The sequence below is a fragment of the Streptomyces sp. NPDC054765 genome (assembly GCF_053612065.1).
On the sequence record NZ_JBSHBP010000053.1, the window covers coordinates 17,295 to 43,760 of the forward strand.

Annotated in this window: 23 protein-coding genes; 13 read left to right on the top strand and 10 right to left on the bottom strand. The window is 71.1% G+C overall.

From position 1 onward, the window contains the following. The first annotated feature begins 136 nt into the window (after positions 1-136). Both ggt and ACWGJY_RS27775 read left to right on the top strand, forming a co-directional pair. Entirely contained in the window at positions 137-1,978 is a 1,842-nt protein-coding gene (ggt, locus tag ACWGJY_RS27770; protein ID WP_453263587.1) for a gamma-glutamyltransferase, read from the top strand. Positions 1,979-2,198: 220 nt separating this feature from the next. After that, positions 2,199-3,686: an amidase gene (locus ACWGJY_RS27775; RefSeq protein ID WP_453263588.1), complete on the top strand. Its 1,488-nt coding sequence runs from the start codon at positions 2,199-2,201 to the stop codon at positions 3,684-3,686. 32 nt (positions 3,687-3,718) lie between these two features. Here ACWGJY_RS27775 and ACWGJY_RS27780 read toward each other — a convergent pair whose 3' ends face one another. From ACWGJY_RS27780 to ACWGJY_RS27790, 3 genes are all read right to left on the bottom strand, one after another. Then, positions 3,719-4,273, bottom strand: coding sequence for an isochorismatase family protein (locus ACWGJY_RS27780; RefSeq protein ID WP_453263589.1), 555 nt, complete (start codon positions 4,271-4,273; stop codon positions 3,719-3,721). A gap of 136 nt (positions 4,274-4,409) precedes the next feature. After that, positions 4,410-4,577 carry a hypothetical protein gene (locus ACWGJY_RS27785; protein WP_453263590.1) on the bottom strand — a complete coding sequence of 56 codons (168 nt, stop codon included), beginning with the start codon at positions 4,575-4,577 and terminating at the stop codon, positions 4,410-4,412. Then, positions 4,574-5,005, bottom strand: a complete 432-nt coding sequence (locus ACWGJY_RS27790; RefSeq protein ID WP_453263591.1) for a MarR family winged helix-turn-helix transcriptional regulator — start codon at positions 5,003-5,005, stop codon at positions 4,574-4,576. The genes ACWGJY_RS27785 and ACWGJY_RS27790 overlap by 4 nt, the downstream gene beginning before the upstream one ends. Before the next feature lie 182 nt (positions 5,006-5,187). On the opposite strand from ACWGJY_RS27790, the gene ACWGJY_RS27795 reads away from it, so the two are divergent. Both ACWGJY_RS27795 and ACWGJY_RS27800 read left to right on the top strand, forming a co-directional pair. Continuing rightward, entirely contained in the window at positions 5,188-6,030 is an 843-nt protein-coding gene (locus ACWGJY_RS27795; protein ID WP_453263592.1) for a nitrilase-related carbon-nitrogen hydrolase, read from the top strand. Next, a complete protein-coding gene (locus ACWGJY_RS27800; RefSeq protein ID WP_453263593.1) occupies positions 6,027-7,349 on the top strand; it encodes an aspartate aminotransferase family protein in 1,323 nt (440 codons plus the stop codon). The genes ACWGJY_RS27795 and ACWGJY_RS27800 overlap by 4 nt, the downstream gene beginning before the upstream one ends. A gap of 76 nt (positions 7,350-7,425) precedes the next feature. On the opposite strand, the gene ACWGJY_RS27805 is transcribed toward ACWGJY_RS27800, so the two are convergent. Beyond that, positions 7,426-8,310: an ABC transporter substrate-binding protein gene (locus ACWGJY_RS27805; RefSeq protein ID WP_453263594.1), complete on the bottom strand. Its 885-nt coding sequence runs from the start codon at positions 8,308-8,310 to the stop codon at positions 7,426-7,428. A gap of 588 nt (positions 8,311-8,898) precedes the next feature. Here ACWGJY_RS27805 and hydA point away from each other — a divergent pair. From hydA to ACWGJY_RS27820, 3 genes are all read left to right on the top strand, one after another. Then, positions 8,899-10,290 (top strand): dihydropyrimidinase, encoded by a 1,392-nt coding sequence (gene hydA / locus ACWGJY_RS27810; RefSeq protein ID WP_453263595.1) that lies wholly within the window; start codon positions 8,899-8,901, stop codon positions 10,288-10,290. Positions 10,291-10,309: 19 nt separating this feature from the next. Continuing rightward, complete coding sequence (locus ACWGJY_RS27815) at positions 10,310-11,332, top strand: TIGR03842 family LLM class F420-dependent oxidoreductase (protein ID WP_453263596.1); 1,023 nt, start codon at positions 10,310-10,312, stop codon at positions 11,330-11,332. 615 nt (positions 11,333-11,947) lie between these two features. Then, the gene (locus ACWGJY_RS27820; protein WP_453263597.1) at positions 11,948-13,102 is read left to right on the top strand and encodes an ABC transporter substrate-binding protein; all 1,155 of its coding nucleotides are present in this window, start codon (positions 11,948-11,950) and stop codon (positions 13,100-13,102) included. Positions 13,103-13,396: 294 nt separating this feature from the next. On the opposite strand, the gene ACWGJY_RS27825 is transcribed toward ACWGJY_RS27820, so the two are convergent. Next, on the bottom strand, positions 13,397-14,656 hold the full coding sequence (locus ACWGJY_RS27825) for an MFS transporter (protein ID WP_453263598.1): 1,260 nt from the start codon (positions 14,654-14,656) through the stop codon (positions 13,397-13,399). Between the two features lie 815 nt (positions 14,657-15,471). Between ACWGJY_RS27825 and ACWGJY_RS27830 the strand changes: the two genes are divergently transcribed. Both ACWGJY_RS27830 and ACWGJY_RS27835 read left to right on the top strand, forming a co-directional pair. Further along, a complete protein-coding gene (locus ACWGJY_RS27830; RefSeq protein ID WP_453263599.1) occupies positions 15,472-16,473 on the top strand; it encodes a TIGR03842 family LLM class F420-dependent oxidoreductase in 1,002 nt (333 codons plus the stop codon). Between the two features lie 225 nt (positions 16,474-16,698). Next, the gene (locus ACWGJY_RS27835; protein WP_453263600.1) at positions 16,699-17,751 is read left to right on the top strand and encodes a trypsin-like serine peptidase; all 1,053 of its coding nucleotides are present in this window, start codon (positions 16,699-16,701) and stop codon (positions 17,749-17,751) included. 223 nt (positions 17,752-17,974) lie between these two features. Here ACWGJY_RS27835 and ACWGJY_RS27840 read toward each other — a convergent pair whose 3' ends face one another. The 4 genes from ACWGJY_RS27840 to ACWGJY_RS27855 all read right to left on the bottom strand — a co-directional run bounded on the left by ACWGJY_RS27840 (position 17,975) and on the right by ACWGJY_RS27855 (position 21,127). Then, a complete protein-coding gene (locus ACWGJY_RS27840; protein WP_453263601.1) occupies positions 17,975-18,184 on the bottom strand; it encodes a DUF397 domain-containing protein in 210 nt (69 codons plus the stop codon). After that, positions 18,181-19,023, bottom strand: coding sequence for a DUF5753 domain-containing protein (locus tag ACWGJY_RS27845; RefSeq protein WP_453263602.1), 843 nt, complete (start codon positions 19,021-19,023; stop codon positions 18,181-18,183). The genes ACWGJY_RS27840 and ACWGJY_RS27845 overlap by 4 nt, the downstream gene beginning before the upstream one ends. Before the next feature lie 1,034 nt (positions 19,024-20,057). Then, complete coding sequence (locus ACWGJY_RS27850; protein ID WP_453263618.1) at positions 20,058-20,276, bottom strand: hypothetical protein; 219 nt, start codon at positions 20,274-20,276, stop codon at positions 20,058-20,060. Further along, positions 20,273-21,127 carry an oxidoreductase gene (locus tag ACWGJY_RS27855; protein ID WP_453263603.1) on the bottom strand — a complete coding sequence of 285 codons (855 nt, stop codon included), beginning with the start codon at positions 21,125-21,127 and terminating at the stop codon, positions 20,273-20,275. Before ACWGJY_RS27855 ends, ACWGJY_RS27850 begins: the two co-directional genes overlap by 4 nt. Positions 21,128-21,249: 122 nt before the next feature. Here ACWGJY_RS27855 and ACWGJY_RS27860 point away from each other — a divergent pair, with 122 nt between their 5' ends. Next, entirely contained in the window at positions 21,250-21,606 is a 357-nt protein-coding gene (locus ACWGJY_RS27860) for a helix-turn-helix domain-containing protein (RefSeq protein WP_453263604.1), read from the top strand. A gap of 6 nt (positions 21,607-21,612) precedes the next feature. Then, positions 21,613-22,059: an MmyB family transcriptional regulator gene (locus ACWGJY_RS27865; protein ID WP_453263614.1), complete on the top strand. Its 447-nt coding sequence runs from the start codon at positions 21,613-21,615 to the stop codon at positions 22,057-22,059. A 21-nt stretch (positions 22,060-22,080) separates the two neighbouring features. On the opposite strand, the gene ACWGJY_RS27870 is transcribed toward ACWGJY_RS27865, so the two are convergent. Next, the gene (locus ACWGJY_RS27870) at positions 22,081-22,857 is read right to left on the bottom strand and encodes an SIR2 family NAD-dependent protein deacylase (RefSeq protein WP_453263605.1); all 777 of its coding nucleotides are present in this window, start codon (positions 22,855-22,857) and stop codon (positions 22,081-22,083) included. 511 nt (positions 22,858-23,368) lie between these two features. Here ACWGJY_RS27870 and ACWGJY_RS27875 point away from each other — a divergent pair. Both ACWGJY_RS27875 and ACWGJY_RS27880 read left to right on the top strand, forming a co-directional pair. After that, entirely contained in the window at positions 23,369-25,246 is a 1,878-nt protein-coding gene (locus ACWGJY_RS27875; protein WP_453263606.1) for a gamma-glutamyltransferase family protein, read from the top strand. A gap of 384 nt (positions 25,247-25,630) precedes the next feature. Next, a complete protein-coding gene (locus ACWGJY_RS27880; RefSeq protein WP_453263615.1) occupies positions 25,631-26,446 on the top strand; it encodes an inositol monophosphatase family protein in 816 nt (271 codons plus the stop codon). The last annotated feature ends 20 nt before the right edge of the window (positions 26,447-26,466 follow it).

The window sequence follows — 26,466 nt, forward strand, 5'->3', positions numbered from 1 at the left end:
CGTACGTGAACAGGCAGCTGGTCGCTGCCGCCGTCAGAGCGGCAGCAGGTGAAATGCCCTCTGTCGGCGCGCTGTTGCGCCGAGTAGGCTCCGGCCCCTGCCGCCCCCCTCGCCCGCCCTTGGAGGAAACCCCGGTATGACCACAGTCCGAAGTCTCACCGTCCTCGGAGCGGCCGCCGCGCTGGCCGGCTCCCTGGTGGCGGTCCCGGCCGCCGCCGGCTCCCCCGCGCCCGCGCGGCCGGCTCCCGCGGCCCGGGACGGCGCCACCACCGCCACCGCCACACCGGCGAAGACCCCGCTCGCCATCGGCTCCGGCGGGGCCGTCTCCAGCGTCGACGCGGATGCCTCGGCCGCCGGTATCGCGGTGCTCAAGAAGGGCGGCAACGCCGTGGACGCGGCGGTCGCCACCGCCGCCGCCCTCGGCGTCACCGAGCCCTACTCCGCAGGCATCGGTGGCGGCGGCTACTTCGTCTACTACGACGCCAAGGCCAAGACCATACGCACGCTCGACGGCCGGGAGACCGCCCCGCGCTCCGCCGGCAAGGACCTCTTCCTGGAGAACGGCAAGCCGATCCCGTTCGCCGACGCCGTCACCAGCGGGCTGAGCATCGGCACCCCGGGCACCCCCGCCACCTGGGACACCGCACTGCGCACCTGGGGCAGCCGGTCCCTGGACCAGGTCCTGCGGCCCGCCCGGAAGCTGGCCGCGGGCGGCTTCACTGTCGATGCGACCTTCCGTCAGCAGACCGCGGACAACGAGGCGCGCTTCCGGGACTTCCCAGCGACCGCCGGCCTCTTCCTGCCCGGCGGCAAGCTGCCGGCGGTCGGCTCGACCCTGAAGAACCCCGATCTGGCCCGTACATACGGGGAGTTGGCGAAGAAGGGCGTCCGCGCCCTCTACGACGGCGCCCTGGGCCGGGACATCGTGCGCACCGTCCGGAAGCCGCCGGTGCGCGCCGGGTCCACCCGCACGGTGCGGCCCGGCAAGCTGGCCGCGGGCGATCTGCGCGCCTACCGGGCCCTTGGCCAGGCCCCGACCCACACCCGCTACCGAGGCCTCGACGTCTACGGGATCGGGCCGTCCTCCTCCGGCGGCACCAGCGTCGCCGAGGCGCTCAACATCCTGGAGAAGAGCGATGTCTCCCGGCTGAGCGAGCGGCAGTACCTCCACCGCTATCTGGAGGCCAGCCGGATCGCCTTTGCCGACCGCGGCCGCTGGGTCGGCGACCCGGCGCAGGAGGACGTACCGACCAAGGCCCTCACCTCGCAGCGGTTCGCCGATGCCCGTGCCTGCCTCATCCACGACGACAAGGCGCTGACCAGCCCGCTCGCGCCCGGCGACCCGCGCCATCCCAAGCGCTGCGCGAGTGCCGGCAAGGCCGCGCCGACGACGTACGAGGGGGAGAACACCACCCATCTGACCGTCGCCGACAAGTGGGGCAATATCGTCGCCTACACCCTGACCATCGAGCAGACCGGCGGCAGCGGCATCGTCGTCCCGCACCGCGGCTTCCTGCTCAACAACGAGCTCACCGACTTCTCCTTCACGCCCGCCGACCCGGCTGTCCACGACCCCAACCTTCCGGGGCCCGGCAAGCGGCCGCGCTCCTCGATCTCGCCGACGATCGTGCTGCGGCACGGCCGGCCGGTGCTGGCGCTCGGCTCGCCCGGTGGCGCGACCATCATCACGACCGTGCTGCAGACCCTGGTGAACCACTTCGACCGGGGTATGCCGCTGGTCGACGCCATCGCCGCGCCGCGCGCCAGTCAGCGCAACGCGGCGACGACCGAACTCGAACCCGGCCTGTGGAACAGCCCGGTCCGGCGGCAACTCGAAGCGATCGGACATGCGTTCAAGCAGAACCCGGAGATCGGCGCGGCGACCGGCATCCAGCGGCTGCCGGACGGCCGCTGGCTGGCCGCCGCCGAGAAGGTACGGCGCGGCGGCGGCTCGGCGATGGTCGTCCACCGGTCATAAGGGGCATCCACCGGCTGTCCCCTCCCCGGTCCGTGCACTGGCCGTCCCGTCCCCGGTCCGTGCACCGGGCGTCACACCGCCGGGACACGTCCGGCCGCTGTGTGCCGTCCGTGTGTCGTCGATGTGGCGCACCGCGCGGCGTCGTTGATGGCCATCACCGTGACGATTAACCTCCTGGGACCGTTCGTTCGAATGAGCGGTCCCAGGGAGGGCGCGCAGCGTGAGCGTTGACGAGAGCCAGGAAAGCGAGACCGGTCCGGTCCCGGCCCGGCACATCGGTGCCACGGCCGGGGAGTTGGAGGGCCTCGCCGAACAGGCACGGGCGCTCGCCGAGGGGCGGGTGACCTCGACCGCGCTGGTGCGGCGGTCGCTGGAGCGCATCGAGGCCACCCAGGCCAGCGTCAACGCCTTCCGGCGGGTACGGGCCGAGGCGGCGATGGCGGAGGCCGCGGAGGCCGACCGCAGGCTGGCGGCCGGGGAGCGGCTGCCGCTGCTCGGAGTGCCGGTCGCGGTCAAGGACGACACCGATGTGGCAGGCGAGCCGACCGCGTTCGGCTGCGCCGGCGAATTCCCGCCCAAGGAGCGCGACGCCGAGGTCGTCCGGCGGCTGCGCGCGGCCGGCGCGGTCATCGTCGGCAAGACGAACGCCTGCGAACTGGGGCAGTGGCCGTTCACCGAGGGACCCGCCTTCGGGAACACCTGCAATCCCTGGAACCTCGCCCACACCCCGGGCGGCTCCTCCGGCGGCTCGGCCGCCGCGGTCGCGGCCGGACTGGTTCCCGCCGCCCTCGGCACTGACGGCGCCGGCTCGGTCCGGATCCCGGCCGCCTGGTCGCACCTCGTCGGCATCAAGCCCCAGCGCGGCCGGATTTCCACCTGGCCGGACCCGGAGGCCTTCCAGGGGATCACCGGCATCGGGCCGCTGGCCCGTACGGTCGAGGACGCGGCGCTGCTGCTGGACGTGGCCAGCGGCAACCACGACGGTGATCTGCACCGGCCGCCCGCCATCGCGGCGCGCGAGGCCGCCGGCCGGGACCCGGGCCGGCTGCGCATCGCACTGTCGTGGAAGGCGGCCTTCACCTTCACCCCCAAGCCGCTGCACCCCGATGTCCGGAAGGCGGTGACCGCGGTGGCCCGTACCCTGGCCCGCCTGGGCCACTTCGTCGAGGAGGCGGAACCGGACTACGGGCTGGTCGGGCTGGCCTTCGTCCCGCGCGCCACGGCCGGGGTGGGGGAGTGGGCGGACCGGGTCCCCGACCGCTCCCTCCTGGACCGCCGTACACGGGAGGCGGCGCGGATGGGCCGACTGCTCGGCGGGCCCTTACTGCGCCGGGCACGAGCCGCCGAAAGGCGTCAACAGCGCCGGATCGGCGCCCTGTTCGGCCCCTACGACATCCTGCTGACACCGACCACCGCCACCCCGCCCCCGCGCATCGGCACCCTTGCCAAGCTCAGCGGCTGGCGTACGGATCAGGCCATGATCGCCGCCTGTCCGTACGCCTGGCCGTGGAATGTGCTCGGCTGGCCGGGGGTGAGCGTCCCCGCCGGATTCAGCAGCGACGGCCTGCCACTGGGCGCCCAGCTGCTCGGCCCCGCCCACGGCGAACCGCGGCTGATCTCCCTTGCCGCCCAGCTCCAGGACGATCTGCGCTGGCACGAGCGGCGGCCGGCCGGACACCCGGCGCCGCGCGACGGCGTACGCCCCTGAGGCGCAGGCCGCCGCGCGTACGGCCGCGGGCCTCAGCCGAGGAGGGCGAGGATCGCCTCGGTCGTGTCGGTCTCGCCCAGCCGCGGGAAGATCTTCTCCAGGCTGTTGCGGTGCGCGTCGGCGTCCAGGTCGGTCATCGCGTCGGTGGCGAGGGTGACGTGGTAGCCGTGCTCGTGCGCGGCGCGGGCGGTGGATTCCACCCCGATGCTGGTGGCGATGCCGGCGAGGACGACCTGGGTCACGCCCCGGCGGCGCAGCTCCAGATCGAGGCTGGTGCCGTGAAAGGCGCCCCACTGCTGCTTGGTGACGGTGAGGTCGCCGGGCTGCCGGTCGAGCTCGGGCACCAGCTCGGCCCAGTCGGCGGGCGGGCTGCCGGCGCCCCTCGCGGATTCCGTACGGCCCGGGGCGCCGCCCGTGACGTTCACCAGCACGACCGGCAGCCCGCGCTTGCGGAACGCGGCGGCCAGCTGCGCGCCGCGCTCGATGACCTCGGCGGAGGGCACCGGGGCCACGGGCAGCCCGGCGATGCCCTTCTGCAGGTCGATCAGCACCAGGGCGGTCGTGGCGTCGAGGGTGGTGGCAGGCATGGAGACTCCTGGGGGTGAGCACGGGTGTTGTGGCGGTGCGGGTGTGTCCGGCGCGGCCGGTGACCGGTTGCCGGGGGAGGGGTGGGGCTGGTGTAGACGCCGGGGTCGGTGTGATTCGGGGAAGCGGTGGCCGGTTTCAGCCGCCGGTGGAGCCGCTCGGGCCGGTGGGTTCACCGGGGCCGGTGCGGCCGGTCGGTGTGCCGGTGCCGGCGGGCGCACCGACGCCGTGCGGAGCGGCGCCGGCCGCCGGGGCCATGACGGCATCCGCCGCGTCGCCGCGCCGGGCGGGAGAGCGGTCGCTCATTCCGGCATCAGCCGCCGCATCAGCCCGGCCGCCGTCGCCACGGTCTGCTGTTCCTCCGCGGTCAGCCGGTCGGCGATGGCCACCGCCAGCCAGTTCTGTTTGGCCCGCCGTACGACGGCGAGCATCCGCCGGCCCTCCTCGGTGAGGGAGAAGACGACCTGGCGCCCGTCCGTCGGATGCGGGCTGCGGCCGAGGACGCCGCACTCCTCCAGCGCGCCGACGGTCAGCCGCATGGACTGCGGGCGGACCAGTTCGGCGCGGGCCAGCGCCGCGATGGTGGCCGGCCCGTCGGTGTCGATCCTGGAGATCACCGCACGCTGGGTCGGGGTGAGCTCAGCCTGGGGCGAGGCGGCACGCAGATGGCGCATGAGCTGCGACACCGTTGCGGCCAGATCCGCCGCCAGGCGTTCCTGGTCTTTTTCCGGCATACCTCCAGCCTACGAGGTCGACAGGCAAACTTGCAAGTTTGCCTGTTGTGCCTGCCGGGCAGGGCAGGACGCGCCACGGAGGAGATGGTCTTGCCACGGTGCATGGACGGGCTTACGGTCACCTCCACACGCGTAGATCCCCGCGCGGGCTGCAGGCTGACGCATCGACAAAGGAGCAGCTCATGGCCGATGTTGTGCGTGCCGCACTGGTCCAGGCGACCTGGACCGGCGACACCGAATCGATGATCGCGAAGCATGAGGAGTACGCCAGAGCGGCGGCCGCGCAGGGCGCGAAAGTGATCGGCTTCCAAGAGGTCTTCAACGCTCCGTACTTCTGCCAGGTGCAGGAGCCCGAGCACTACCGCTGGGCCGAGCCGGTGCCCGACGGGCCGACCGTACGGCGGATGCAGGACCTGGCCCGCGAGACCGGCATGGTCATCGTCGTCCCGGTCTTCGAGGTCGAACAGTCCGGCTTCTACTACAACACCGCGGCCGTCATCGATGCCGACGGCACGGTCCTGGGCACCTACCGCAAGCACCACATCCCGCAGGTCAAGGGCTTCTGGGAGAAGTACTACTTCAAGCCGGGCAACGCCGGCTGGCCGGTCTTCGACACCGCCGTCGGCAAGATCGGCGTCTACATCTGCTACGACCGCCACTTCCCGGAGGGCTGGCGGCAGTTGGGCCTCAACGGCGCCCAGCTGGTCTACAACCCCTCCGCCACCTCCCGCGGACTGTCCGCCTACCTCTGGCAGCTGGAGCAGCCCGCGGCCGCGGTCGCCAACGAGTACTTCATCGCGGCCATCAACCGGGTCGGCGTCGAGGAGTACGGCGACAACGACTTCTACGGCACCAGCTACTTCGTCGACCCCCGCGGCCGGATCGTCGGCGACGTCGCCAGTGACTCCAAGGAGGAACTGGTCGTCCGGGACCTCGACTTCGCGCTGATCGACGAGGTCCGCCAGCAGTGGGCGTTCTACCGCGACCGCCGCCCCGACGCCTACGACGGGCTGGTGCAGCCATGAGCCACGCCCCCCATGACGCGGCGAGCCTGCACGCCCGTCACCAGGCCGTCCTGCCCTCCTGGCTCAGCCTCTACTACGAGCGGCCCCTCGAACTCACCCACGGCGAGGGCCGCCACGTCTGGGACGCCGAGGGCAACCGCTACCTCGACTTCTTCGGCGGCATCCTCACCACCATGACGGCCCATGCGCTGCCCGAGGTGACCAAGGCCGTCAGCGAGCAGGCCGGCCGGATCATCCACACCTCGACGCTCTACCTCTCCCGCCCCATGGTCGAGCTGGCGGAGCGGATCGTGGCGCTCTCCGGCATCCCCGATGCCCGGGTCTTCTTCACCACCTCCGGTACGGAGGCCAATGACGCGGCCCTGCTGCTGGCCACCACGCACCGCCGCTCCAACCAGATCCTGGCGATGCGCAACAGCTACCACGGCCGGTCCTTCTCCACCGTCGGCATCACCGGCAACCAGAGCTGGTCGCCGACCAGCCTCTCGCCGCTGCAGACGCTCTATGTGCACGGCGGAGTGCGCAGCCGCGGCCCGTACGCGGAGCTGAGCGACGGTGAGTACACCGCTGCCTGCGTCGCCGACCTGGAAGACATGCTCCAGCAGACCGCGGGCGGCGTCGCCGCACTGATCGCCGAACCGGTCCAGGGCGTCGGCGGGTTCACCATGCCGCCGGACGGTCTCTACGCCGCGTTCCGCGAGGTGCTCGCCCGGCACGGCATCCTCTGGATCAGCGACGAGGTACAGACCGGCTGGGGCCGCACCGGCGACCACTTCTGGGGCTGGCAGGCGCACGACGGCAACGGCCCGCCCGACATGCTCACCTTCGCCAAGGGCATCGGCAACGGCATGTCCATCGGCGGGGTGGTGGCCCGTGCCGAAGTGATGAACTCGCTCTCCGCGAACTCCATCTCCACCTTCGGCGGCAGCCCGGTCACCATGGCCGCGGGCCTGGCCAACCTCGGCTATCTCCTCGAACACGACCTCCAGGGCAACGCCCGCCGGGTCGGGGGCCTGCTCATCGAGCGGCTGCGGGCGGTCGCGGCCGGGCTCGATGTCGTACGGGAGGTGCGCGGCCGCGGCCTGATGATCGGCATCGAACTGGTCCGGCCCGGCACCGACGAGCGCTCTGCCGAGGCCGCTTCGCTGGTCGTGGAGGCCGCCAGGGAACGCGGCCTGCTGGTCGGCAAGGGCGGTCAGGGCGGCGCCTCGCTGCGGATCGCACCCCCGATGACGCTGACCGTCGCCGAGGCGGAGGAGGGCGCGGATCTGCTCGCGGACGCGCTGCGGTCGGCGCAGGGGAAGCTGGCCGCTGCGTAGCGGCACCGCCGCGGCCGGGGCGGGGACTTCGTGACCGGCGACGCCCCCGCTCCTTCGCGGTGGGCCCCGGTCCGCCTCACTCCGTCCCGGCGGACGCGCGCACGGTGTCGGCCAGCAGGGTGAAGAAACGGGTGTGCGCGCGCCGGCTGCACGGGGCCTCCGGGTTCCACGGCAGCAGCCGGGCACGGGCCTCGATCGCGCGCCAGTGTGCGTCGGTCCGGAGCTGCTGGGGCCGGGCGGCGTTGGCCCGGACGTCCATGAGCACGATGTCCGGGGCCATCGCCGCGGCGTCCGCCCAGCCGACGGTGGACCAGTTCACCCCGGCGCCGGCGGCCGGCTCCAGCAGCCCGAGGCCGTGTTCGGCCAGCGCGCGCAGGTCCGGCCAGGAGCTGGGCCGGGCCAGATGCACCCGCTCCGGGCCCGCGGGCGACAGCGCCAGCACCCGGGGGCCCGCGGCGCCGCCGGTCGCCTGCCGCAAGGCGTCCTCCGCGGCATCCAACTCGCGGGCGGCGCCGAGGGGTTCGCCCCGGCCGAGCGAACCGGTGAGCGCGGCGAACCGTTCGCGTACCTCGGCCAGGCTGCGGCCGGGGCCCACCGCGACCGTCGCGAGGGGGACATGGGCCTCCAGCTCCAGCGCGGTCTTCTGCTCCAGCCCGTAGACCTGCTCGCCGTCGTAGGTCACGGCCACGACGAGGTCCGGTTCCGCCTCCAGCAGGGTGTCCGGGTGCAGCGCACCGCCCGACCCCAGGTAGGGGATCTCCGCGAGCGGCAGCTCACCGCCCTTGGCGGGGTCGGGGGCGGCGCCGTCATGCTGGGACCCGAAGAGCCCCACGGGACGTATGCCGTGGTCCCACAGGGTCGCCCCCGCCTGTATGTACGCCACGATCCGCACCGGCCGTTCCCCGGACACCGCAAGGCGCCCCCGGTCGTCGGAGAACTCCCACGGTGTGCTCTGCTCCATGCCTGTCGCCCCTCTGCCTCGTCCGTCAGGATGCCGTGGCGCTCGCGAGGACGGTCCGCCGGCGTCGGCGGATATCTGCCCATCGCGCCACCCTCGCACCCCTACCGCACCCACGGCGCCCGTGCCCGCCGTTGAACCGTCCAGCTGATCGTCGGCGCAACACGAACGACTCCGCTGATTACCGGTCACGGTATTGCCACCGTGGGTGACATGCTTCTACGGTCTCCTTCTCGACCGTGATCTACGGGGGTAGACCGGTTGTGGCGTGGCGTGGCGTGGCGTGGCGTCAGCGGAGCGGACCTGCCGAGGGGATGGTGCGCGTCGGGCTCCGCTTCCCGTGCCGTCGAGGTCGCTGGTGTGGAAGGAGCAAGGACCGTGAGCCGTACGGTCGTCCGCTGTGGCCGGTGGCGCAGGACGCCTGGTGCGCCGCGGCTTGAGGCGCGTGGTCCGGCCGGGGGAGTGGCGCGACGGCCGCACCGGCATCAGCTCGCGCTACCACCGCCCGGATGGCCGGGCCGCCCGTCGTGGGCGAGGTGACGGGCTGTCCGGCTGTACTCCTCAGGGTGCGATGCGAAGGGAACTCTCGGAATGACTCGGACTCTCATCACCGGCGGCCTTGTGATCACGGCCGCCGAGGAGATGCACGCGGATGTGCTGGTCGAGAACGGTCGTGTGGAGGCGGTGGCGACACCGGGCAGTCAGCAGTGGACTGCAGACCGCGTTCTGGATGCCACCGGCAAGTACGTGATCCCGGGTGGGGTCGACGCGCACACGCATATGGAGTTGCCGTTCGGCGGCACCTTCGCCTCGGACACCTTCGAGACCGGCACGAAGGCGGCGGCGTGGGGCGGGACGACCACGATCGTCGATTTCGCGGTGCAGTCGAAGGGCGCGGCGCTGCGAGCGGGGCTGGACGCCTGGCATGCGAAGGCCGACGGCAAGTGCGCGATCGATTACGCCTTTCACATGATTGTGTCCGACGTGAAGGAGTCGACGCTCAAGGAAATGGACGGGCTGGTCGCCGAAGGCGTGAGCTCGTTCAAATTGTTCATGGCGTATCCGGGGGTCTTCTACTCCGACGACGGGCAGATCCTGCGCGCCATGCAGCGGGCCGGCGAGAACGGCGGCCTGATCATGATGCACGCCGAGAACGGCATTGCGATCGATGTGCTCGTGCAGCAGTCACTGGAGCGAGGCGAGAGCGACCCGCGGTATCACGGCGAGGTCAGAAAGGCGCTCCTGGAGTCGGAGGCGACGCACCGCGCGATCAAGCTGGCCCAGGTCGCCGGGGCGCCGCTGTACGTCGTGCATGTGTCGGCGCAGGAGGCCCTCGCCGAGCTGGCGCGCGCCCGCGACGAGGGCCTGCCGGTCTTCGGCGAGACGTGCCCGCAGTACCTGTTTCTGTCGACGGACAACCTCGCCGAGCCGGACTTCGAGGGCGCGAAGTACGTCTGCAGTACGCCACTTCGCCCCAAGGAGCACCAGGCGGCGCTCTGGCGCGGCCTGCGCACGAACGACCTCCAGGTGGTCTCGACGGACCACTGCCCGTTCTGCTTCTCGGGGCAGAAGGAGCTCGGCCGCGGCGACTTTTCCAAGATCCCGAATGGGCTGCCCGGCGTCGAGAACCGCATGGACCTGCTCCACCAGGCCGTCGTCGACGGACATATCTCGCGCCGCCGCTGGATCGAGATCGCCTGCGCGACACCTGCCCGGATGTTCGGCCTGTACCCGAAGAAGGGCACCATCGCGCCGGGCGCCGACGCCGACATCGTGATCTACGACCCGCACGCCGAGCAGACCATCTCGGCGGCCACGCACCACATGAACGTCGACTACTCGGCGTATGAGGGCAAGCGCCTGACCGGACGGGTGGAGACGGTCCTGTCGCGCGGCGAACTCGTCGTCACCGAGCGCGAGTTCACGGGCCATGCCGGCCACGGCGCGTACACACCGCGCGGCACCTGTCAGTACCTGAACTGAGGAACCAAGGGGAATCACCATGGACTTCGGACTCGTCCTGCAGACCGACCCGCCGGCCTCGCGGGTCGTCAGCCTCATGCAGCGCGCGGAGGCAGCAGGCTTCACGCATGGCTGGACATTCGACTCGTGTGTGCTGTGGCAGGAGCCGTTCGTCATCTACAGCCGCATCCTGGGCGAGACACGCCACCTCATCGTCGGCCCGATGGTCACGAACCCGAGCACCCGTGCCTGCGAAGTCACGGCCTCCACCTTCGCCACGCTCAACGACATGTACGGAAACCGCACCGTGTGCGGCATCGGCCGCGGCGACTCCGCCCTGCGCGTGGCGGGCCGCAAACCCACCACGCTCGCGCGGATCAGTGAGTCCATGAAGGTCATACGGGCGCTCGGCCGCGGTGACGAGGCCGACCTCGGCGGCGGCACCCTCGTGAAGTTCCCGTGGGTGCGGGAAGGCGCCGGCCTCCCTGTCTGGATGGCCGCTTACGGACCCAAGGCGCTCAAGATGACCGGAGAGGAGGCCGACGGCTTCATTCTGCAGCTCGCCGACCCGTACCTCACGGAGTGGATGGTGAAGGCGGTCCGCAACGCCGCGGTGGCGGCGGGCCGCGACCCGTCCGACGTCAAGATCTGCGTCGCGGCCCCGGCGTACGTCACCGAGGGCGACTCGGCCGAGGAGCTTGCCCAGGCGCGCGAGCAGTGCCGTTGGTTCGGTGGCATGGTCGGCAACCACGTAGCCGATCTGGTGTCCACATACGGTGCGGACTCGGGCGTGGTCCCGCAGGAGCTGACGGACTACATCAAAGCCCGCCAAGGGTACGACTACGCTCACCACGGCCGCTCCGGCAACCCCGACACCCAGTTCGTCCCGGACGAGATCGTCGATCGCTTCTGCCTCATCGGTCCGGCGTCCGCGCACATCGAAAAGTTGCGCAGGCTGCGGGACCTGGGCGTCGACCAGTTCGCGCTGTACGCGATGCACGACGCGAAGGAGGCGGTGATCGACGCGTACGCGACAGATGTCATTCCCGTGGTGAACGCATGACCGGCGAGTCAGCAACACCTCCACGAGGCCTGGCAACTCAGGCCCATCGGCTTGCCCCGAGTTCCCACCCGTCCTTCCTTTCCGTGGTGGCGGCCGGGCCCCGAAACCAGCTGGAGGATGCAGGAACGCGCTGGCCGGTGTCGTGCTGGTCCGTGCAGTTCGATCGTGCATGTTCCGTCCGCTGATGCCGCATGCAGGCTGCCCCGCCCTGGAGTCGTCTGCGCCTTGGTAGGGACGGCAGCACCGTCCTCGCGGCCCCGCATCGGCGCTCCGGGCCTCGTACCGCTGCTCCTCGCGGTCGCTCGCCCGCCTCAGCTCTTCGGCGATCTTCTCGTGCCGTGCCGCCGCGCTTCCTCTTTCGCGCGGAGCTGTGCGCCGGGTGTGCAGCGCGGCCCGGCCTGGACGAGATGCCGTGGTGACCTCTGCGAGCTGCGACTGTGAGGGAATCGGAGTCGTCAGTTTTACCAATGTTTACCTGGCGGACAGCATAGTTGGGCCTACTGAGGCCCAACTTGTCAGACAAGTCGTCGGACAAGTGCTCACCCCCCACGTACATCCCCTGTGTGGCCCCCGCATGAATCCCCTCAATTGTCTGTGCGCACCCCTGGAGAGACCGTGACCGTTGTCCTGCCGAGAACCGCCGTCCTCACCGGCGTCCTCGTCGTCGCCGCTGCACTCGCCCTCAGCGCCTGTGGCGCGGCCTCCGACGCGTCGGGCACCGCCGGCGGAAAGAGCGCGGCCACCGCGACCACGGCCCAGGCCCTCGGCGGCATCGACGCCCTGGCGGCGGCGGCCAAGAAGGAGGGCACGCTGCATGCGATCGCGCTGCCCCGCGACTGGGTCAACTACGGCGCCCTGATCGACGGCTTCACCAAGAAGTACGGCATCAAGGTCGAGGTCGAGAACCCGAACGCCGCCAGCCAGGACGAGATCAGCGCCGTCACCTCGCGCAAGGGCCAGGGCAACGCGCCCGATGTCCTCGACCTGGGCAGCTCCTTCGCGCAGAGCGCCGCCCAGGATGGGCTGCTCGCGCCGTACATGGTCGCCGGTTTCGCCGACATCCCCGATGTCCAGAGGGACTCGATCGGCCGCTGGGCAAACGACTACGGCGGCTATGTCTCCTTCGGCTGCGATGTCAAGCATGTGCAGACCTGCCCGACCAGCTTCAAGGATCTGCTCCAGCCGCAGTACAAGGGGAAGGTCGCGCTCAACGGCAACCCCACCAAGTCGGGTGCTGCCTTCGGCGCCGTGTACGCGGCCGCCCTCGCCGACGGCGGCTCCTTCGACGACATCCAGCCCGGCATAGACTTCTTCGCCGAGCTGAAGAAAAGCGGCAACTACACGCCCGTCGTATCCAGCGCGGCCACCATCGAGAAGGGCAAGACGCCGATCACCATCGACTGGGACTTCCTCAACGCCGGGCACAACGACGAGTTCAAGGCCAAGGGCCTCGACTGGAAGGTCGTGGTCCCCTCGGACGGCAAGTTCGCCCAGTACTACTCGCAGGTCATCAACAAGGATGCGCCGCACCCCGCGGCCGCGCGCCTGTGGCTGGAGTACCTCTACAGCGCCGAGGGCCAGAACCTCAGGCTCAAGGCATACGCCCGCCCGGCTCTGATGACCGCCATGAAGGACGCCGGCACGCTCGACAAGACCGCGGCGGCGAAGCTGCCGAAGGTTTCCGGTACGCCGAGCTTCCCGACCGAGACCCAGCAGAGCAATGCCAAGGGCGTCATTGCCCAGAGCTGGGGCAGTGCCATGTCCGGATGACCGCGGCTCGCGCCAGGGCCGATGTGGTGCCCGCCGCTTCCACCCAGCGCGGCACCGCGCGGCCGGCCGGCCCGCCTGGCTCGGCGGGCGCAGCACCGCCGAGCCGTAGGACGGCAGCGGCCGGCGCGTCCTGGCAGCCTTTCCCGGACCCGGACCCGGACCCGGACCCGGACCCGGACCCGGACCCGGACCCGGACCCGGACCCGGACCCGGACCCGGACCCGGACCCGGACCCGGGCTCGTCACGGCGGCCTCGATCCGCCTCCGGCTGGAGAACTGACCGGGGCTCCGGCCTCACACGCGATCGATATCAATCACTTCTCGGACTCCGGCGGGCTCGTTCCGGGGCAGGTTCTCGCGGCGCGGGAGCAGCAGCGGGGTGGCCAGGAGAAGGACGCCGGCGACTGCGATCGCAGTGCGGGGGCTGGTGACGGCGGCCAGCAGACCCCACAGGGCGGTCAGGGCTGCGATGGCGGCGCTGCTGCTGATCGCCCAGGCGGACAGGGTGCGGGCGACCCGGTCGGGGTCGGTGTGGTCGAGCCGGTAGGTGGACAGCAGCGGGGCGAACAGGCTGCAGCAGGTCACCAGGCCGAGCTGGACGGCGATGATGAGCACGATCCCTGGGACACCGGGCCGGACGAACGCCAGCCCCACAGGCCAGCACGCACGCAGCACCCCCGCGGTGAACAGCACCTTGTGCTGCCCGAACCGCGCCGCGAGCCGGTACGCGAGGCGCGAGCCGACGAGGCCGCCGACGCACGGCACCGCGAATACGAGACCGTACTGCCAGGGTGCGAACCCGAGGCGGCCCAGCAGGAGGACGGCGAGCAGCGGCTCGGAGGCCATGATCAGGCCGTTGACCGCGATCGAGTTGAAGAACAGCGGACGCAGCGTGGGGTGGGTGAGCAGGTAGCGCCAGCCTTCGAGCAGATCGCCTGCGCGCAGCCGCGGTGCACCGGTTCGCGCGGGGCGCGGTTCCGTCCCGCCGATGGCGCGGATGCCCAGCGCCGAGAGCAGAAAGCTGACCGCATTGGCCATCACGGTCGCCACCGGACCGAACAGTCCGAACGCGGCCCCGCCGAGCGGTGGTCCGACCATGGTCGAGGTCCACGTCGTGGATTCGAACCGGCCGTTCGCGACGAGCAGGTCCTGCGGTGGGACGAGCGCCTTCAGATACGCACCGCTGGCCGCCTTGAAGGCGATGTCGGCCGCGGCGACGACGACGGAGACGACGAGGAGCTGGGCGAAGCCGAGCCGGCCGAGCGCAAACGCGGCGGGGACGCTCATCAGCGCCGCGAACCGGGTCAGGTCCATCGCCACCATGACCGGCCGCTTGTGCCGGAACTCCACCCAGGGACCGAGCGGCACCGCGATCAGGGCTCCCACTGCCCGCCCCGCGGCAGCCAGCGCCGCCACCTCGGTCGGCCCGCAGTGCAGCACGAGGACCGCGATCAGGGGAAACGCGCCGAACCCGAGCCCCGTGCCGTACGAGCTGACCGCATACGCCGCCCACAACCACCCGAACCGCCGCCCCAGCGCCCGTCTGCCCGTCATAACCCACACGCCTCTCACCGTTGAACCACCACACGCTGACCACCGGCATCCAAGCGAGCAGCGGACGGCGAGAGCAAACAACCGGTTAACCGGCAAGCACAACCATTCGTTGTGCACACACTGTGCTCGGCCCGGACTGCCGCGGGAAAACGGCCTCGGTGAGCCTCGTCGCCAGGCAGGGCCACCGTGCGTCGACGTCGCTGAGGCCGAGTCCGCCGGCCCGCTTTTTCGGCTCACCATCCGCCGAATCAGCCGCTGTCCGTGGTTCCCTACGTTTTTCTGCGGTCCAGGCCGGTTGCCCGTCCGGTTTCCGGCCGGGCCTGGTCACCGATATGCGCGGGAGCATGGCGGCGGAGGCATCTGCCTACGGGCCGGAGGCTGCTTCCTCGATGGGGCTGCACTCTTGCGACCCGCAGGCGCGCCGGCTCCGGCCCTGACGACGGCGGGGGGCGGTGGCACCTCTGCCGGGCTGTACCGACCGGATGGGGTGAGGCGGATTGTCACCCATTTGCCTGGCCGTACCCGGCTTTCGGCCACGGCGATCCGCAGTATGCTCCACCCTCGCACTGCCTGGGTGACGGATACGGGGAGGTGCTCGTGGGCGAGCCGGCGGAAGCGGTACCGGCATGGGAGCGGCCTTCGGATATCCAGGTCAGGTTCGCCGGGGCCGGTGGTTCCGGCCGGTTCGGGGGCACCCCCGGTGCTGGTGCCGACGCCGGCCTCGTCATCGACCGGCGGGAGTTGACCGGGCATGCCGGGCACGGACCGTACATCCCGCGTGGCACATGCCAGTGCCTCATTTAAGGAGCGCCGCTGTGGACTTCGGAGTTGTCCTGCAGGCCGACCCGCCCTCCTCCGCCGTCGTGTCCCTGATGCGCCGGGCCGAGCGCAACGGCTTCCGCTACGGCTGGACCTTCGACTCGGCCGTGCTGTGGCAGGAACCGTTCGTCCTCTACAGCCGCATTCTGGAGCACACCGAGCGGCTGATCGTCGGCCCGATGGTCACCAACCCCTACACCCGCACCCCCGAAGTCACCGCCTCCACCTTCGCCACCCTCAACGAGATGTACGGCAACCGCACGGTCTGCGGCATCGGCCGCGGCGACTCCTCGATGCGGGTGGCCGGGCGGCCGCCGAACACCCTGGCCCGGCTGGGTGAGGCGATCGGCGTCATCCGCGAACTGGCCGAGGGGCGGGAGGCGTACCTCGGAGGCCACCGGATCAAGATCCCCTGGATCAAGGACGGCAAGCTTCCGGTGTGGATGGCCGCCTACGGGCCCAAGGCCCTCGCCATGGCAGGCGAGTTGGCCGACGGCTTCATCCTCCAGCTGGCCGATCCCTTCCTCACCGAATGGATGGTCAAGGCCGTACGGACCGCCGCGGCGGACGCCGGCCGCGACCCGGCCGGTATCACGATCTGCGTGGCCGCACCGGCCTATGTGGGCGACGACCTGGAGCACGCCCGCGAGCAGTGCCGCTGGTTCGGCGGCATGGTCGGCAACCACGTCGCCGACCTCGTCGCACGCTACGGCGAACACTCCGGAATGGTGCCGGACGAGCTGACTGCCTACATTGAGTCCCGGGCGGGCTACGACTATGCGTACCACGGCCGGTCGGGACACCCGGACGCGGGCTTCGTGTCGGACGCGGTCATCGACCGCTTCTGCCTGCTCGGCCCGGCCGCCGCGCACCTCGACAAGCTGCGGCAGCTCAAGGCCCTGGGCGTGGACCAGTTCGCGGTCTACGCCATGCACGACGCCAAGGAAGCCACCCTCGACGCCTACGGAGCAGAGATCCTTCCCGCGTTCGCCGACTGAACGGGCGCCGGCACCAGGTGGCGTACCCCGCCTTCGGCGTGCGGCCCGGGAGCGCCCCGGATCGGCCGCAATGGCGCGGTCGATGGCCTTCTCCCGCAACCGGCCGGCGATGTGGATGCGGGAAGTGATCCAGGACACGTGCAACCTCGCGAAGGGTCGCGCGTCGTAGGGGATAAGGGGCGCACTCGCGCCCAGCAGGCACCTCAGAAAGAACTGAGAAGGGCAATGATGTCAGCCACACACCGAGCGTTCTCCCGCAAACTCGCGACCGTGGGAGCCGTCCTGCTGAGCGCGACCACGGCGGCAGTGCTCCTGCCGGCGGAGGCCATCGCCGCGGAATCGGAGTCGATATCGACGCATTCCGGCGCCACGACCGAACAGGAGCGCAGCCGGATCGACACCTACTGGACCCCGACCCGGATGAAACTGGCCGGCGCCCTGGTTCCCGAGGTCACCCCCGTGCCCGAGGACGACAACACCCCTGACGATCCGCGTCCGCTTCCCTCGAACACGCCCGATCCCGGGGCCACTTGGAGCCACGGGGGAGCGGTGAACAAGAGCGTCGGCCGGCTCTTCTTCACCTTCTCTGACGGCTATGACGGCAGTTGCACCGCGACGGTCGTCAACAGTGCGAATCGCAGCACCGTCATCACGGCGGCGCACTGTCTGCGGGGGGTCGGGGCCCCCGCCGCCGACGACACGTGGAACCACAACCTCTATTTCGTGCCGGGTTACCGTAATGGAACGAAGCCGCTCGGCGGCTTCAGCATCAAGACCATGGCCACCTCCTCCCGCTGGGACGCCGATGCGAGCAAGACGTCCTCGGACGAAGTGGCCGTCGCCGGCTACGACACGGGAGTCCTCGTGGCGAATCCCTCAGCCGGGGGACGGCGGATCGCGGACGTCACGGGAAGCCAGAAGATCGCGTTCACCAAGCCGGCCGAGGGCGAGTTCATCCACACCTTCGGGTATCCGAAGGACCGGCTCAACGACCCCAGCGCCAAGTACGCCGGATCACGCATGATCCATTGCGCCGGGCCGGCCAAGCCCGGCCCCAAGGCGCCCCTCCTGTGGGGTGAGTCCTGCGACATGTCGCACGGGGCGAGCGGCGGCCCCCACTTCGCGAAGTTCGACACCCGGACGGGCACCGGCACCGTCGTGGGCGTCACGACCACCGCCGAGGATCTCGCCGGCGGGGAGCCCAGCACGCTCTACGCCACACGCCTGGGCGACAGTGCTCACCGCCTCTACGACTGGGCACAGGCGCGCCAGGCCTGACCTCTTGCCGAGCCCCCGCCGCGGTGGAGGGCGCGGGCCGGCGGCCTGCTCGCCGAGCAGGCCGCCCAGGACGACTGCGGCGGGAGTGGCCCGGCCCACCACTGACCGCGGCCTCGGGGGACGTCGGTACAGCGGTTGAACCCTGAGCCGGTGATCATGGGCTTCCAGCACCCACTAGAACTCAAGCATGCGGGACGGGCGGTGTGCGTTTCGGTGTGCGCGCTTACGCGGGGAAGTCGCCGGCCTGTACGCCGGTGACGAACGCCGACCACGCTGCCGGCTCGAACATCAGGGCCGGGCCGTGGGGGTCCTTGCTGTCTCGGACGGGAACGATGCCGTGGGCGCAGACATGCGCCGGGGACCACTCCAGGCAGTCGCCACCATCTTGGCTGCTGTAGCTGGACTTGACCCAGGGGTGAGTTAGGGCGGTCACGATGCCTCCATAAGCTTGCGGATCATGCTGGCGGACGCGTCACGCGAGAGAGCTGAAGCGGTGAGTACATCGTAAGACCGCGCGAGGAGCCGCACCGTGGAGGGATCTTCGATAATCGTTCCTGACCTGATGCCCTCGGTGTAGATCACGGGCGGGCTGTCCGCGGTGGTCAGAATGGACATGGAACCGTCCATGAGTCCGTGAGTCTCCGCAGATAGCGGCATCACCTGTAGCACGGTGGTTCGTTGGGAACCGTGGGCGAGCAACGCGGAGAGCTGTTCCCGCATCACGTCGGGGCCCCCGACGTTCCGCCGAAGCACGGACTCACAGATGACCACGGAGAAGTCCGGCGGGGAAGTGCCCTTCAGCACTTCCTGTCTCGCCATTCGCGCCCGGACCAGCGTGGCCACTTCGTCGTCACTGGCCCGCGGGTCACCCTCCCGGAGAAGAGCCCGCGCGTACGGCGCCGTCTGAAGGAGTCCAGGCACCACCGTGGGCGACCACGCCGCAATGCTGACCGCCTTCGGCTCCAGCTCAATCCGTCGGCGGGAGTGCACCGGGAACGACTGGGCGGTGATCTCCTCATAGAGCCGCTTGAACAGTCCGTCTGTCGAAAAGACCTGGTCCAACCGGGCAGGCAGGCCCGACGGGATGGGTCCCGCGCACGTCTCCACGCGACTGATTGCGCTCTTTGACGTGCTGGCCAGCTTGGCCAGTTGAGTCTGGTTCAAGGGCCCTTGCAGGTGCAGCTCTCTGCCGCTCCGGCACTCTTCCGCGAACTGCCGGCGCGGGTCGTATGAGCCCTCTGCGCCCTCTGTTTCGTCTCCGTTGGAGTCCATAACTCCCCCTGACCATGGACCTGGTCACGTGTGGTCGTCGCGTCATTTACGCCGGTCAATGGCGTACGCATATGCCAGTCTGACCAACGCCCAGGTTGGGCGCTGAATCTCTCCTCACCGTACCGATTTCTACCCCACTCTTGTCACCAATCAGTCGCAGAAAGTGAGGGGTTCGGATGGCTGGGCATTGCGTATCAGCGTCCACCGACGTGGCGGACCGGGGAGTGGCCGGAGTTGAAGGGGAACCCGGGCAGCCGACGCCGGACACCGTGACGTTCGCTCCGTGGATTCCGCTTCCCGCCGGCATCCCGCGGGGCCCGTACACCCGGCCGAACCATGAACTCCTGAAGCGGCACGTTGCCGGACTGGAGCGGATGCGCGATGAGTCGGAGTGAGAACGGAGGCCCGGCGTTGGCCGGTTCGAAGCTGGAGCCTGTCCCGGTGCCAGGGTGCGATGTGTGCGAACCCTGTGGCCAGGAGCGGGAGTCGGCCCGCCAGGCGGGTCATGCACTGGAGGTCCGGAGCCTGAACGGCGTGATCGCGGGCCATCCCCACGGAAGGGAGGTACGGGCGTGACCAGGACGAAGGCACCCTCCGCGTGCTACTCGTCGCCCGAACAGATCACGGTGGGGTCCGTCGTCCCCGACCGGGATGCCGACATGATGGCCGTACTGCGGGGTAAGCCGTGAGCTGCACGAAGTGTGCCGATCTGGAACGGGAGTTGCGGGCGGCCGAAAAGGCGGACGACTGGTCCCGGGCCGTGGACTGCCGCGTCCTGCTCCGACGCCATCCGCAACACGACGACGTACCCGTGGAGTCCGGTACACGTGCCCGGAAGGCAGGTGGCACGAAATGAGTAGGCCTCGCAGCGCCCGCAAGCCGCGGGGCGACGGGAAGCAGACCAAGGCCGTGACCAGGGATGACCGGAACGCGGGCAGGCAACGCGCTGAAAGGGCCAGCCTGTTGGACCGGATGCGGGAGCGGATCCAGGGCAAGCCTGGTTCGACGACGACAGTGTTTTGCTGGTCATAGCGTCATATCGGGTCCTCGCAGGTCAGTTGAGCCCAGTCCGTCGAGCAAGAGGCCTGCTGAACGTGACCAACGATCAGGTGAGGGGGCTGGGCGGGGTGGTGGTGCCCGGCACGCGGCGCGACTCGCTGTTCGTCATGTCCCTCGCGGCCGATCCGGCGGGCCGCCGCGGCACCCAGACCGGGTCCGGCGCCGACCACCACGAACGCGCCCTTGCCGCTCACCTTTCCTCCAGGTCCACGCTCACGGTCAGTGCCTCGTTGGCATCGGTCTCAGTACGCGTCCGTTCCAGGCGGGCGCGGATTCCGGCGAGCGCGTCGGAGCCCAGCAGCAGCCGCAGCGGAGGTACCTCTGTGTCCACGGCCGCGGCGATGGCCGCCGCAGCCCGGACCGGGTCGCCGGGCTGACGGCCGGACACGGCCAGTGTGGCCGCACGGCGCTTGCCGGCGGTCTGCTCGTAGTCGTCCAGGCGTATCGGAGACTGTCGCATCGAGGCCCCGGCCCACTCGGTGCGCAGACCGCCGGGTTCCACGATCGTCACCGTGATGCCGAGCGGGGCGAGTTCCGCGGCCAGCGACTCCGACAGCCCCTCCAAGGCGAACTTCGTGGCGTGGTAGTAGCCGGTCGCGGCAAAGGCGGCCAGGCCACCGAAGGAGGAGACGTTGACGATGCGCCCCGTGCGGCGGGCCCGCATGCCGGGCAGCACGGCCTTGAGGACTGTCACCACACCGTGCACATTGGTGTCGTACAAGGCGCGAACAGCGGCCTCTTCGCCCTCTTCGATCGCCGCCAGGTAGCCGTATCCGGCGTTGTTGACGAGTACGTCGATCCGCCCGAACTTCCGCTCGCACGCCTGGACGGCTGTGGTCACCGACGCGGGGTCGGTCACATCCAGCTCCAGAGCCAGGGCTCGGTCGCCGTACTCGGTGGCGAGGCCGGTCACGGTGGCGCGGCTGCGGGCGGTGACGGCGACTCGGTCGCCTCGCTCCAAGGCGTGCTCGGCCAAGGCCCGGCCCAGGCCGCTGGAGCACCCGGTGATCAGCCAAACCGGCGATGCATTCGTTTCGTTCGACATGCCTCCATGGCACCAGCAGGCCGACGGACGTGCCACACCCCCTTGAGGCAGTCTCTGCAAGGGTCAGCTTCGCGTGCGGGACGGAGCCGTCGCGCGAGTGGGCGGCGGTAAAGTCGATCTGCATGACACCTGACGACGCACGGCTCGGTTCCTTTCTGCGCACTCGCCGGGAGAAGATCGACGCTGCCTCCGCCGGTGTCGTCGACAACACGAGACGGCGGGTCAAAGGGCTGCGCCGTGAGGAACTGGCCCTGCTCGCCGGGCTCAGCCCGTCCTACTACGCCCGGATCGAGCAGGGCCGCGACCGGCATCCCTCCCGCGAGATCATGGAAGCTCTCGCCCGTGTGCTGCGACTGGACGACACCGAGCGGGCGTACTTGTGGTCCCTGGCGATGCCGCCGCTGGCACCGGCGGACAACGGCACCGCACCGGCCGCCGCTCCTGTGCGGCCCGGGGTACTGCACCTGCTGGAGCGATAGGCCGACCTGCCCGCGTTCGTCGTCGGCCCCGGGCGCGACGTACTGGCCGGGACCGCGCTCGCCGCCCGGGTGAACCCTGCCTGGAGCACGGGGCACAACCTGATCGAGTTCACGTTTCTCGATCCGCGTGCGCGGATTGTCTATCCCGACTGGGAAGCGATCAGCCTGCAGGCCGTCGCAGGTCTGCGCGCCACCGCCGCCACGCGCCGCGCGGAACTCGACGGCTTCGTGGCGCACATGCGCGAGCGCAGCGAGACGTTCCGTGCTCTGTGGGACTCGCACGACGTCTACGAGCGCGTGATGGGCGAGAAGCGGCTGTATGTCGACGGCGTCGGCATCCTCCGCCTGAGCTTCGAGACCTTCGGGCTCGCCGGCCCCGAGGGCCATGTCCTGTACGTGTACTTCCCCCGGCCCGGTAGCACAGAGGACGAAGCGCTGCGCGGCCTTGCCTGACGGACCGGCCGTACCCATCGGCTACCGCTCACTTCCGTTCCGGTACTCCTCAAGGGCCAGCAGCCTCGGCAGTGCGCTGCCGATCGGCTCGCGGATCACCTCGGCGGCGAGTTCGTCGTACGGCGTCGGCTCGGCGTTCACGATGATCAGCCGTGCGCCGTGTTCCGCGGCCACCCCGGCGAGCGAGGCCGCCGGCTGCACCTGCAGCGTCGTCCCGACCGCGAAGAAGATCTCCGCCGCCTTCGCCACCCCCAGCGCCGTACCGAGCACCTGCGGGTCCAGCCGCTCCCCGAACATCACCGTTGCCGATTTGAGGATCCCCCCGCACACCAGGCACGGCGGATCGGCCTCGCCCGCGGCCACCCGCGCCAGCGCCTGCTGCATCGACGAACGGGCATGACAGCGGGTGCAGGTCACGGCCCGCACCGTGCCGTGCAGTTCGAGCACCTTGCGTTCGGGCATCCCGGCGAGCTGATGCAGCCCGTCCACATTCTGAGTGATCACCCGCACCGGCGTCCCGGACCGCTCCAGCCGGGCCACCGCCTCGTGCGCGGCATTCGGCTCGGCCCGGAACGCCGGGCTCTCCTGCCGCATCCGCCACGACCGCCGCCGAATCTCCGGATCGCCCATATATGTGTCATAGGTGACGAGTTTCTCCGCCTCCGGATCCCGCCGCCACAGCCCGTTCGGCCCGCGGTAGTCGGGGATCCCGGAGTCGGTGGAGATGCCCGCTCCGGTGAGGATCGCGACGAGGGGGCGGCGGGTCGGCCGGTCGGGGGAGGCGTCGGTGCCGGTCATGGGGTGAGCGTATGCAGCGGGGGCGGCGGGCGCGAAGGGATTCGGGCGATGCGGAGGTGTGGTCCGTCAGCTGCCGGTGTCCGGCTGCCGGCCGGTGACGCGTTGCCGTGTCGGCGGTACGACCCGGTCTCCCTGGAGGAGCACCAGCCGCCGCCCGTCGGTGACTTCGGCCGGTAGCCGCGGGCGGGCCGGTCCTCATGCCGTTCCGCCCCGGTTCTGCAGGGGATTGCGGGCACCGAGCCGCTCACCATGGCAGGGGGGTACGGCCAAGACCCGGACGGCCACTTGCTGGTGGGCCGTATGCGGCATACGGTCGGCCGACTCCGTAAGCCATACGACGACCGCGCACAGCCCGGCGGGCCGCCGCGGTCCCCACCGCACATCGCACGCCGCACCCGCCTGGCCCAACCGCCCGCGCCACCCGCCTCGCCCTCCTGCCCGCGCCACTTGTCCCGTCGACCCGCCCGCGCCACCCGCACCCCGCTCCCGTCGCACCACAGAGGAGTCCTCCGTGTTCACCACCCGCCCGACCCTCCAAGGCACCTTCGGGATGGCCTCCACCACGCACTGGCTGGCGTCCCAGTCCGCGATGGCCGTCCTGGAGGACGGTGGCAACGCCTATGACGCGGCCGTGGCCGCCGGGTTCGTGCTGCACGTGGTGGAGCCGCATCTGAACGGTCCGGCCGGCGAGGTGCCGATCATCCTGGCGCCCGCCGGCGGGCCCGTGCAGGTGCTGTGCGGGCAGGGCCCGGCCCCGGCCGGCGCGAGCGTGGCGCACTACACCTCGCTCGGCCTCGACCTGGTGCCCGGCACCGGGCCGCTGGCCGCCGCGGTCCCCGGCGCGTTCGACGCCTGGATGATGCTGCTGCGCGACCATGGCAGCAAGTCCCTCGCCGAGGTGCTGCGCTACGCCATCGGCTACGCCGAGCACGGCCACCCTGCCGTCGAACGGATCGGTGAGACCGTCGAGACGGTGCGCGAACTCTTCGAGACGGAGTGGGTCTCCTCCGCGGAGATCTACCTCCCGGACGGTAAGTCCGTCGCTCCCGGCGGACTGCTCAGGAACCGGCCGCTGGCGGCCACCTGGCGCCGGCTCCTCGCGGAGGCGGAGGCCGCCTCGGCGGGCCGTGAGGCGCAGATCGACGCCGCCCGCCGCATCTGGCGCGAAGGCTTCATCGGCGCGGCGCTCGCCGGCTTCGCGGCACGCCCGGCCATGGACACCTCCGGCGAACGCCACGCGGGCACCCTCACCGGCGACGACCTGGCCGCCTTCTGCGCCACGTACGAGGCACCGGTCACCCACGACTGGAACGGCTGGACCGTCGCCAAGGCCGGCGGCTGGTCCCAGGGTCCGGCCTTCCTCCAGCAACTCGCCCTGCTGCCACCGGAGTTGCCCGCGTACGGCAGCGCCGACTACGTCCATCTGCTCATCGAGGGCTGCAAGCTGGCGATGGCCGACCGCGAGGCCTGGTACGGCCATGCCGCCGAGGTACCGCTCGGCACTCTCCTCGGCGACGGGTACAACGCCGCCCGCCGCACCCTCGTCGGCAAGCGCGCCTCGTACGAGCTGCGGCCCGGCAGCCCGGACGGCCGCACCCCGCGGCTGAGCAAGCATGCGAGGGCGGCAGCGGCAGGGGAGGAGCGCTTCGGAGCCATGGGCATCTCCGGCAGCGGAGCGGGCGAGCCGACCGTCGCGCGCGGTGCCGGGGCGGGCGCGACGACGCAGGCCGCGCCCGGCGGCACTTCCGCGGATGCCGCGCCGGAGACCGACCGCAACGGCGCCACCCGGGGCGACACCTGCCATATCGACGTCGTCGACCGCTGGGGCAACCTGGTCTCCGCCACCCCTTCGGGCGGCTGGCTGCAGTCCAACCCCGTCGTCCCGGCGCTCGGCTTCCCGCTCGGCACCCGGCTGCAGATGGCCTGGCTGGAGGAGGGCCTGCCCAACTCCCTCACCCCGGGACGCCGCCCCCGCACCACCCTGACCCCGTCCCTCGCACTGCGCGACGGCGTCCCGGTGATGGCCTTCGGCACCCCGGGCGGCGACCAGCAGGACCAGTGGCAGGTGCACTTCTTCCTGGCCGTGGCGCTGCGCGCGGCGGTCCGCGGCGGCCTCGACCTCCAGGGCGCCGTCGACGCCCCGAACTGGCACAACGACTCCTTCCCCGGCTCGTTCTTCCCCCGGGTGATGCGGCCGGGGAGCGTGACCGTGGAGTCCCGCATCGGGGCGGGCGTGATCGGGGAGCTGCGCCGGCGTGGGCATCACGTCACGGTGGGTGACGCCTGGTCCGAGGGGCGGCTCTGTGCGGTGGCGCGCGATCCGGAGACCGGGGTGCTGTCCGCCGCGGCGAATCCCCGGGGGATGCAGGGGTACGCGGTCGGCCGCTGAGGGCCTGCCGGGCGCCGAAGGGCGGGTCGGGGGCTGACGGGCGGGCCGGTGGCGACAGGCGGGGCCGGGCGGGTCCGGGTGCTGAGAGGCGGGCGGAAGCCGGCGTGCGAGGCGCGGGCAGGGAAGCCATCCCGCCGGCCGCCCGCGGGGACCGAGGGCGGCCCGCCCTGCCCCGTGCCTTCCGCGGCATCCGGAGTTCACCCGGAGTCCAGCTGTCGTGTCAGTGGCTCGTGGTTCGATGGATACATGCTCGAAGCACTTCGTACTCACGATTCGGAAGACTCCGCGATTACCCCGGATGCCCCGGTCACCCCGCATTCCCCGATTGTCGCCACTCCGGCCGCCGCGACCCCGTCCGGTGCCCCCGAGGCTCTGTCGTTCGACATGTCGACGCTCGACCTGGCCGCCGTCGAGGCCGCCGTCCGCCGCGCCGCGGCCGACGAGATCATGCCTCGCTTCCGGCAGCTCGCCGCCGAGGACATCGTCGAGAAGAGCGGGCCGCACGACCTCGTCACGGTCGCCGACCGGCTCGCCGAGGAGCACCTCACCGCCGCGCTCACGGACCTGCTGCCCGGCTCCCGTGTGGTCGGCGAGGAGGCGGTGCACGCCGACCCCGGCGTGCTCGACGCGCTGCACGGCGACGCCCCCGTATGGATCGTCGACCCGGTCGACGGCACCCGCCAGTTCGTCCACGGCGACCCCGGATTCGCCACGCTCGTCGCGCTCGCCCACCGCGGCGAGGTGCTGGCCTCCTGGACCTATGCTCCCGCGCTCGGCCTGATGGCCGTCGCCCGCCGCGGCGCCGGCGCCGAGCTGAACGGCATACCGCTCCGGGCCGGCAGCCCGTCGTCCGGTGCGGTCCTCGATGTCGCCACCTCGCACTACGACTTCACCACCGACGACGAGAAGCGGGTGCTCGCCGCCCTGGAGACCGGCGGTATCGCCCCGCGCCCCTGCGGCTCGGCGGGCCTGGAGTATCTGTACGTCGCCCGCGGCGAGATCGATGCCACGGCCTTCAGCTGGGAAAACGTCTGGGACCACGCGGCGGGGCTGCTGCTGGTCCATGAGGCGGGCGGCGCGAGCGGCACGGTCGCCGGACAGCCGTTCCGTATCGAGGGCGGCAATGCGCTGCCCTTCACAGCGGCGCGGGACACCGCAACGGCGCGGCGTATCCTCGGACTGCTGGCAGCCGCCAACTGACCCTCACCGACGAGGGTCGG

Coding starts and splice junctions, on each gene's coding strand:
- ggt (WP_453263587.1), top strand. CDS start 137: ATGACCACAGTCCGAAGTCTCACCGTCCTCGGAGCGGCCGCCGCGCTG.
- ACWGJY_RS27780 (WP_453263589.1), bottom strand. CDS start 4,273: ATGCCTGCCACCACCCTCGACGCCACGACCGCCCTGGTGCTGATCGAC.
- ACWGJY_RS27785 (WP_453263590.1), bottom strand. CDS start 4,577: ATGAGCGACCGCTCTCCCGCCCGGCGCGGCGACGCGGCGGATGCCGTC.
- ACWGJY_RS27790 (WP_453263591.1), bottom strand. CDS start 5,005: ATGCCGGAAAAAGACCAGGAACGCCTGGCGGCGGATCTGGCCGCAACG.
- ACWGJY_RS27795 (WP_453263592.1), top strand. CDS start 5,188: ATGGCCGATGTTGTGCGTGCCGCACTGGTCCAGGCGACCTGGACCGGC.
- ACWGJY_RS27800 (WP_453263593.1), top strand. CDS start 6,027: ATGAGCCACGCCCCCCATGACGCGGCGAGCCTGCACGCCCGTCACCAG.
- ACWGJY_RS27805 (WP_453263594.1), bottom strand. CDS start 8,310: ATGGAGCAGAGCACACCGTGGGAGTTCTCCGACGACCGGGGGCGCCTT.
- hydA (WP_453263595.1), top strand. CDS start 8,899: ATGACTCGGACTCTCATCACCGGCGGCCTTGTGATCACGGCCGCCGAG.
- ACWGJY_RS27815 (WP_453263596.1), top strand. CDS start 10,310: ATGGACTTCGGACTCGTCCTGCAGACCGACCCGCCGGCCTCGCGGGTC.
- ACWGJY_RS27825 (WP_453263598.1), bottom strand. CDS start 14,656: ATGACGGGCAGACGGGCGCTGGGGCGGCGGTTCGGGTGGTTGTGGGCG.
- ACWGJY_RS27835 (WP_453263600.1), top strand. CDS start 16,699: ATGATGTCAGCCACACACCGAGCGTTCTCCCGCAAACTCGCGACCGTG.
- ACWGJY_RS27845 (WP_453263602.1), bottom strand. CDS start 19,023: ATGGACTCCAACGGAGACGAAACAGAGGGCGCAGAGGGCTCATACGAC.
- ACWGJY_RS27855 (WP_453263603.1), bottom strand. CDS start 21,127: ATGTCGAACGAAACGAATGCATCGCCGGTTTGGCTGATCACCGGGTGC.
- ACWGJY_RS27860 (WP_453263604.1), top strand. CDS start 21,250: ATGACACCTGACGACGCACGGCTCGGTTCCTTTCTGCGCACTCGCCGG.
- ACWGJY_RS27870 (WP_453263605.1), bottom strand. CDS start 22,857: ATGACCGGCACCGACGCCTCCCCCGACCGGCCGACCCGCCGCCCCCTC.
- ACWGJY_RS27880 (WP_453263615.1), top strand. CDS start 25,631: ATGTCGACGCTCGACCTGGCCGCCGTCGAGGCCGCCGTCCGCCGCGCC.